The sequence below is a fragment of the Cyclonatronum sp. genome (assembly GCF_022565315.1).
In the GTDB taxonomy this organism is placed as follows: domain Bacteria; phylum Bacteroidota; class Rhodothermia; order Balneolales; family Cyclonatronaceae; genus Cyclonatronum.
In genome coordinates, this window is sequence record NZ_JAIUMX010000150.1 from 1 (window position 1) to 7,378 (window position 7,378).

The window sequence follows — 7,378 nt, forward strand, 5'->3', positions numbered from 1 at the left end:
ACCGAGCGCGTCAAGCTCTTTGCCGAGCAGCTCTACGAAGGCGCCCTGCTGCTTCAGGGGCAGCTCGACTCCCCGACCGAGTTCATCAACCGCATGACCCGCTTCCTCTCTATGGCAAGCGAGGGCGAACAAAAGTAAGCGGGCCTCCATACATCGCTGTAAAATCAATACCGGACCGGCAGTCGCACAAAGCGGCTGCCGGTTTTGTTTTTTAGGTCAGGGGCACACAGCCCTGATTATGCGCCGCCGTTACCCCCGGCTTTTATTTTTTAAGGGGAAACTCCGTGCACATCACTGTTAGCAGTGCCAGCTCCTGACACCCCAAATCGGCGGAGAATCCCCGGCTTTTTGATGCAGGCGCTCCCAAAACAGCCTGCGGACCAGCCAAAGCTGCACACATCCCCGCTGAGGCATCTTTGGTGATGATAGTCTGTTCTTAAGCGCGGAATAATTGCCAAGCTTTGTATATTAGCGAAACTTGCAAAAATTGCAAGTTTCGCTAATAGGATCATTCAATGAAAAACTACATACCACGCTTACCCTACGCAGAAAAGCTGCTTGCCTACAAAGACAAAGACCTTATCAAAGTTGTGACGGGCCTGCGCAGATCCGGGAAATCAACCTTGCTGCTGCTGTTTCGGGAGCAGCTAAAACAGCAGGGTATAAACCCGTCTCAGATTCAGTTCTATAATTTTGAGCTGCCTGAAAACTTTGTGGGTAAAAACTGGGATGATATTTATTTCGATATCAAAAAAAAACTTCAGAAAGATAAGCCAAACTACGTCTTTCTGGATGAGGTACAGAATATCCCTGAATTTGAAAGGCTGGTTGACGGCCTTTTTGCCTCCGAAAATGTGGATGTTTACGTTACGGGTTCCAATGCCTTTTTGCTCGGCAGTGAGCTCGCTACCTTGCTGAGTGGCCGTTATATTGAAATTTCAATTTTACCCTATTCTTTTAGGGAATACCTGATTGCCCGTGAAATTGATTTCACAAATGCATATCTCAACTTCGAGCTGCTCTTTTTTGAATACGTCAATGAAACTTCATTGCCCAAAGGTGTTGAGCTGCGCGATGCAGGGTACGATAAAATATTTGAATACCTCGAAGCTATCTATCTCACTATTGTTGAGAAAGATATCATGCAGCGCCATCAGATAAAGGATAAGCGCGCCTTTGAAAACGTCATCAAATTTATCGCATCCAATACCGGAAGTGCGGTCTCGCCGAATAAGATTTCGAACATGCTCAGGCAGGACGGGCAGCTCGTACATCGGGATACGGTAGAAAACTATCTTGAATACCTCGTCGCAAGCTTTGTTTTTTATAAGGTTAACCGCTTTGACCTCAAGGGCAGAAAACAGCTCGTAACCCTGGAAAAGTATTACCTGGTTGATCCGGGCCTTGCAGGCTATCTTATCGGAAAAGACCGCTATCGCGACCGGGGGCACATCCTGGAAAACGTCGTTTACCTGGAGCTGCTTAGGCGCGGTTCTAAAATCTGGACAGGCACAAGTCGTGACAGCGAGGTCGATTTTGTCTGCAAAACCAAAACGGGTGATATTGAATATTATCAGGTAGCCTGGGAAATTTCACAGGAACACACCATCAATCGTGAATTCGGGGCCCTTGAAAAGATCAAAGATCATAATCCAAAATACCTGCTCACAACCGATAGTTTTCCGCAAAGACGAAATGGTATCAAGCATCTGAATGTCTTTCAATGGCTACTTGGAGCGGTGTAAACCGCTTGCAAGCTGTCAGGCAGGTAAGCAGGGCTTCATGAAAAAACTCGAATCTAATTTTGTTTCTGTTTTTTGTTATTTTCCACAAAAAACAGAAACGAATGATTAGTTATCAGCACTTTCATGCCGCGATGAAGATGTTTCCGGTTTTCCCGCTTGTGGAAATCCGGAAGCGGGTTCCCAACTTCGATACAAGGCGGCTGGTTGAGTGGCAGGCGAAGGGCTACGTCATCAAAATACGCAACGGGTGGTACGCTTTTGCAGATGAGCCGGTTAACGAGCAGCTGAGCTGGTACGCGGCAAACCGCATTTACCCGTACTCCTATATTTCCCTCGAAACAGCGCTCTCGTATTACGGCTTCATTCCGGAAGGGGTCTTTCAGGTTACCTCCTGCTCTACACTCAAAACCAACCGTTTTAACACCCCGCTCGGGCATTTCAAATACCGGCATATTAAACCTTCTCTGTATTTAGGGTACCGGCTTCTTCCGTTCAGAAACACGGTCGTTAAATTTGCGGAACCCGAAAAAACGCTGATTGACTACCTCTACCTGCATCCCAAGCTAAAGCATGCCGATGATTTTGTGGCTTTGCGCTGGAATAGTACCGAAATTAATGCAACGGTCGATTTCAACCGGCTGCGTACCTACGAAACGTATATCAACTCCGCTGCGCTGTCTGCGCGGCTTGACCTATTGAGGGCGTATCTGAATGCTCACGCTTGAACAAATCAAAAAAAGTTATCCTGTAAATCTGCACAGGTTCCCTCGTTTTATCCTGAGAGAATATCTGCAGCATAAAGTGCTGGAAGTAATTTATAACAGCGTCAATCCCGGATCGCTTTGTTTTATAGGAGGTACCTGCCTCAGGATTGTTCATCAGAACAGAAGGTTTTCCGAAGACTTAGATTTTGACAATCTAAACATGACACACGAACAATTTGAGAACCTTGCATCCGAAATTGAGCTTAATCTTTCCAAAAATGGATATGAAACTGAATTGAAAATGGTAATGAAGGGAGCCTGGCACTGCTACATCAGGTTTCCGGGTTTGCTGTTCGACGAAGGTCTTTCCGGGCATCGAAACGAAAAAATTCTGATCCAGCTCGACACAGAATCACAGCAGTTTCATTTTGAACCTGAAGTGTATATGCTGAATCGTTTTGACGTTTTTGCAAGCGTGCTCACAACGCCATTACCTGTTTTGATGGCGCAGAAATGTTTTGCAATCATCAACCGAAAGCGAAACAAGGGAAGAGACTTTTATGATCTTGTCTTTTTAATGGGCTTGAATGTTAAACCTGATTATGCCTACTTAGAAGCAAAACTTTCCATCACCAATGCTGAAAACCTAAAAAATGCCCTTTTAGCACGTTGCGCAGCAATCGACATGCGCGAGATGGCATCTGATGTTGAGCCCTTCTTGTTTGAGCCCGGAGAGGTGAACCGGGTGATTAATTTTGAAGCTATTGCCCGCCAATATCCGTTTTAGGGAACGATGAAAGTCGCGCCGATTAGACAGCAGTTGAAGGATCAGTCAGTTTTTTTGGGAATAGCAGGCTTGTTACATTTATTGTTATTTTCCACAAAAAACAGAAACGGATTGGCGGGGCTATATCTTAATCAATCTTTGATTCATTCACTACATTCCAACTATTACTCAAATCATGAGTTTGTCAGATCATATTAAAAACGTTCAGATAGGTCTCCGGCAGGGTTCTTACACCTCTGAAGCATCAGTTTCACAGGGAATTATATTGCCGGTACTAAATCAACTTGGGTGGCCGGTATTTGATACTTCAGTTGTTGTGCCGGAGTTTTCAGTTGCAAACCGAAGGGTAGATTTTGCGTTGTGTCACCCAAGAAACAAGCCGGCTGTTTTTATTGAAGTCAAAAATGTGGGTTTATCTGTAGGTGCCGACCGGCAGTTGTTTGAATATGCCTTTCACCTGGGCGTACCGATGGCGATTTTGTCGGACGGTCAGGAATGGAGTTTCTATTTGCCCGGAGAGCAGGGGCGTTATGATGAGCGTAGGGTTTACAAGATTGATTTACTGGAACGCAGTCTGGATGAAATTGAAAGCCGGTTAAACCGGTATTTGAATTATCAGAAGGTAGTTACAGGGGACGCTTTAAAATCTGCGCGTTCAGATTATCAAAATGTGTCCAAATTCAGGGTAATTGCAACTAACCTTCCTAAAGCCTGGGAATCCATACTGCTTGAACAGGATTCCCTTTTGCTGGAACTGCTTGCAGGGAAAGTTGAAGATTTATGCGGATATAAACCCGATTTGGATCTTTGTAGTCAGTTCCTTGAAAAACTCGTTGGGGCCGGTCAGGTTATGAAGCCCGGAACAAAAAGCCCTGAAAAAGAAACCATAAAGGTTTCAGCAGATGAAGATAAGTATACTACTACCAGGAGAACGCAAAATTCCGAAAGAATTAACTTTCGGTTTAAAGACAAAGATATAGTTGTGAAATCGGCAAGAGAGGCAATGACAAAGTTGTTTGAGTTACTGGCTTCTGAGGATGCGAATTTCCCTGAAAGATTTGCCTCCCGAAAGCATGGAAGAAAGAGAAGGTACCTGGCAAAAAATAAATCAGAGTTGTATCCTGGCCGGGCTGACCTTGCGGAAGAAAACTCAGTCGAAGTAGTACCCGGTTGGTGGCTTGGCACAAACTACAGCCGAAGAAATATTCAGGAAATTATCGATCTGGCATTAGAGGTTGCGGACCATCAGCTTAGCAAAAAGATATGCGTAAAAGTGTATGAGGGTCAGTAATACAAAGGTTGATTTCGGCTTATTGAACTTCTTCAGCTCTGTCGCTCTGTCGCATTCAAATCAAGGCTCATTAAATTGAAAGAATGCCTGAACTCGGAATCTGAAATTGAATCATTTATGGCCAAAAAAAAATTTATTAAGCATTTCCGGATGTATCCTATAAAAAAACGGACCCAAATTGTCAGTATGCTCATTAGGAGATTGCACTTGAGGCGTAGTAGGGTTGCAGAAGATACTTGGGCTTTTGAACTGAAGTGCCGGATTGATGACCTTGAAACGGGTAAATCAAAAACAAAAAATTGGGAAAAAGTAAAAGCAAATGCTATTTCACTGCTAAAGTGAACTCAGTTTTGTGAATCCTCCCGCGCCTCCTCCACCAGCCGCCGGAACAGCCTTTGTTGCGAGTGTATCTGCGGCAGGTACTCCGGGTGCCACTGTATGCCGATCACGAAGCTTTTCTCCGGCACTTCTATCCCCTGAACAACGCCGTTAGGCTCGCGGGCGGTTAGGGTTACCCCTGCGCCGGCTTTGTCCACGGCCTGATTGTGCAGGCTGTTTACCCGCGCTTCCGTGCTGCCGATGATGCGGTGTAGCAGGCTTCCCTGCGCAATTTCCACGGTTTTGCGCGGATAAATGGTGTCGGCTTTGGGCGTTTCGTTGTAGAAGTCGCTGATATCCTGATGCAGGGTGCCGCCCAGGTGCACGTTTATGAACTGCGCCCCGCGGCAGATGCCGAGCACAGGCTTGCCGTGTTCCAAAGCTTCGGTGAGCAGCTTTTTCTCAAGCGCATCCCGTGCCGGATCGGGCCCCGCGGTATGACCCAAACTGAAGAGCTTTCGCACCAGCGTAATCCCGAAACTCACAAAAAAGAAGAGGAAGCGGGTCCACGTCTTTTTGTTTTCCTCGGAAAGATCACGGAGGTTTTGCAGCTCTTCCGCGCCGTACAGCTTGGGGCTTACGTCAGCGCCGCCGCCAATTACCAGGCCGTCGAGCTCCGGCATATCCCGCCACATGCCGGGCCGCAGCCGCCGCGGCTTTCCGCCGGCCCGCCTGATCGCAAGGGCTGCAAAAACCCAGGCGACCAGCCCGCCCTTGTCAGGCCCGGTAACGCCAATTATCGGTTTTCTCCCGCCGGCCATCAGTTAAAAAGGTTCGTGAGCTGCTTCGAAACTACATCAATGAAGCGCTTGCCGGGGTTTTCAAGATAATCGAGGTAGCTCTCCGTGAGCCGCGCCAGCTTCTCCTTGTTGGAGGCAATCCGCTCCACGACCACCCATTTGTTCCACTCATCCTTGAAACGCCAATCCGGGTTCGAAATATCGCAGTTCGGCAGGCGGTAGTGGAAGGTCGGACGGCTCGAGGTCAGGCCGTCATCTACCACATCGGTTACCCGTTTTTCATCCAGGTGCGTGAACAGCGGCAGCATATCCAGCGGACGGTTGCGGGTCGGGTTGTGCGCCAGGTAATCATCAATCAGCGTTGTGAGGTCCGGCGCATAATCCGGCTTCATGATTTTGCGGGCGTATTTTTTAGGGAAAGGATCGATGTACGGGGTGATGTGCCGGGTCGTATCCACATCGTGCCGCTCTTCGAGCCAGTCGTACATCAGGATAAAAGCCCGAAGGAAATCGCGGATTTCGGAGGCCTCAAAAGAAGGCAGCTCAGGGTTCAGATGCAGCCCGAACGCGTTGAACACCGAGGAGCGCGTGCCCTCTACCGCCTGCTGCTGAAGCGCCTCCCGAAGCCGTTCAAGTTCCGGCAGCTCGGTGATGAAGATCGGAGGCGAAACAATTTCCATGGGCACAACTTCCATCGCAGAGTCTGCAATGAGTTCTTCAACCTTCTCAGCGATCTTTTCTTTACCCATCGAAAGCTTATCAAGGTAGCCGCGCATCTTGCCGTCTTTGAGCAGGCTCGCGTCCAGCTCAACGCTGAAAGGTCCGGCCTCTTTGAAGGTCTCCGTTGTTACCCTGCTGACATATTTGCCGACGTACTCAATTTCTCCGCCATATAGTCGGGTGATGGTCTCTGAGATGTCTTTCAGGCTGAGCCCCGAGAACTCAAGCTCGACGCCCATGCGGCGTGGTTTGCCCTCATAGTTGGTGGTGTAAGGAGAGGTCTTCATGGTGTAAAATAAATAAAGTCAGTGGTTTAAATAATGGAGAAGTCGGGTCGTACACAAATGCAGCCATCAGTTTCCTCATTTGCTGCAACAAAGATACCAACCAGCTGAAATCGAAAAAACGAGTAAGAAATTCGTTTCTGGCCTGAAATTGGCTCAGCTAAAGCATATTTTAAAAGTATTAATTGAACACAGTAACGCTGAATAACTCATATTTCAGGCCGATTTCTAAATTGTGCTGCACAAAACCAGCAAGCTTGTCTGCAAGATGGCGTTCAGTAGTTTCCTCTTTTTTCACATAAACAAACCGCAATAAACAAAAAGGATATAGTTTTGTCTAACGTAAAACAAGGCGACAAAGTAAAAGTACACTACACCGGCACCCTTCAGGATGGCTCTGTTTTTGACTCATCCCGTGAGCGTGAGCCGCTCGAATTTCAGATCGGTTCAGGAGCGCTCATCCCCGGTTTCGAAAAAGCCGTACTCGGCCTCAGCGTTGGTGAAAGCACCAAAGTTGAGATCCCTTCCGGCGAAGCCTACGGCGAAGTCCGCGACGAGATGATCATCAGCGTAGAGCGCGACAAGCTCCCGGCTGATATCGATCCGCAGATTGGCATGCAGCTTCAGGTGCAGCAACCCGACGGACAGGCCATGCCGGTCGTGATTTCTGATGTGAACGAAACCCACATCACCATCGATGCGAATCACCCGCTCGCCGGCCGCGACCTC

At 47.8% G+C, this 7,378-nt stretch carries 8 protein-coding genes; 6 read left to right on the forward strand and 2 right to left on the reverse strand.

Annotated features, from left to right (window positions below; all coding sequences use genetic code 11):
* The first annotated feature begins 515 nt into the window (after positions 1-515).
* The 5 genes from LAT75_RS14605 (at position 516) to LAT75_RS14625 (ending at position 4,869) form a co-directional block, all read left to right on the forward strand.
* Positions 516-1,745: an ATP-binding protein gene (locus LAT75_RS14605; protein WP_291483419.1), complete on the forward strand. Its 1,230-nt coding sequence runs from the start codon at positions 516-518 to the stop codon at positions 1,743-1,745.
* Between the two features lie 101 nt (positions 1,746-1,846).
* Positions 1,847-2,470 carry a hypothetical protein gene (locus LAT75_RS14610; RefSeq protein WP_291483420.1) on the forward strand — a complete coding sequence of 208 codons (624 nt, stop codon included), beginning with the start codon at positions 1,847-1,849 and terminating at the stop codon, positions 2,468-2,470.
* Entirely contained in the window at positions 2,457-3,236 is a 780-nt protein-coding gene (locus LAT75_RS14615) for a nucleotidyl transferase AbiEii/AbiGii toxin family protein (protein WP_291483421.1), read from the forward strand. Before LAT75_RS14610 ends, LAT75_RS14615 begins: the two co-directional genes overlap by 14 nt.
* A gap of 175 nt (positions 3,237-3,411) precedes the next feature.
* The gene (locus LAT75_RS14620; protein WP_291483422.1) at positions 3,412-4,527 is read left to right on the forward strand and encodes a type I restriction enzyme HsdR N-terminal domain-containing protein; all 1,116 of its coding nucleotides are present in this window, start codon (positions 3,412-3,414) and stop codon (positions 4,525-4,527) included.
* A gap of 117 nt (positions 4,528-4,644) precedes the next feature.
* A complete protein-coding gene (locus LAT75_RS14625; RefSeq protein WP_291483423.1) occupies positions 4,645-4,869 on the forward strand; it encodes an addiction module protein in 225 nt (74 codons plus the stop codon).
* A gap of 2 nt (positions 4,870-4,871) precedes the next feature.
* Here the strand turns inward: LAT75_RS14625 and LAT75_RS14630 are convergent, their stop codons facing one another.
* Together LAT75_RS14630 and LAT75_RS14635 are read right to left on the reverse strand one after the other, a co-directional pair.
* Positions 4,872-5,666, reverse strand: coding sequence for a gamma-glutamyl-gamma-aminobutyrate hydrolase family protein (locus tag LAT75_RS14630; RefSeq protein WP_291483424.1), 795 nt, complete (start codon positions 5,664-5,666; stop codon positions 4,872-4,874).
* The gene (locus LAT75_RS14635) at positions 5,666-6,652 is read right to left on the reverse strand and encodes an amidoligase family protein (RefSeq protein ID WP_291483425.1); all 987 of its coding nucleotides are present in this window, start codon (positions 6,650-6,652) and stop codon (positions 5,666-5,668) included. The genes LAT75_RS14630 and LAT75_RS14635 overlap by 1 nt, the downstream gene beginning before the upstream one ends.
* Positions 6,653-6,982: 330 nt before the next feature.
* On the opposite strand from LAT75_RS14635, the gene LAT75_RS14640 reads away from it, so the two are divergent.
* Positions 6,983-7,378, forward strand: a 396-nt coding sequence (locus LAT75_RS14640) for a peptidylprolyl isomerase (protein ID WP_291483426.1), incomplete at its 3' end; no start/stop codon positions are given.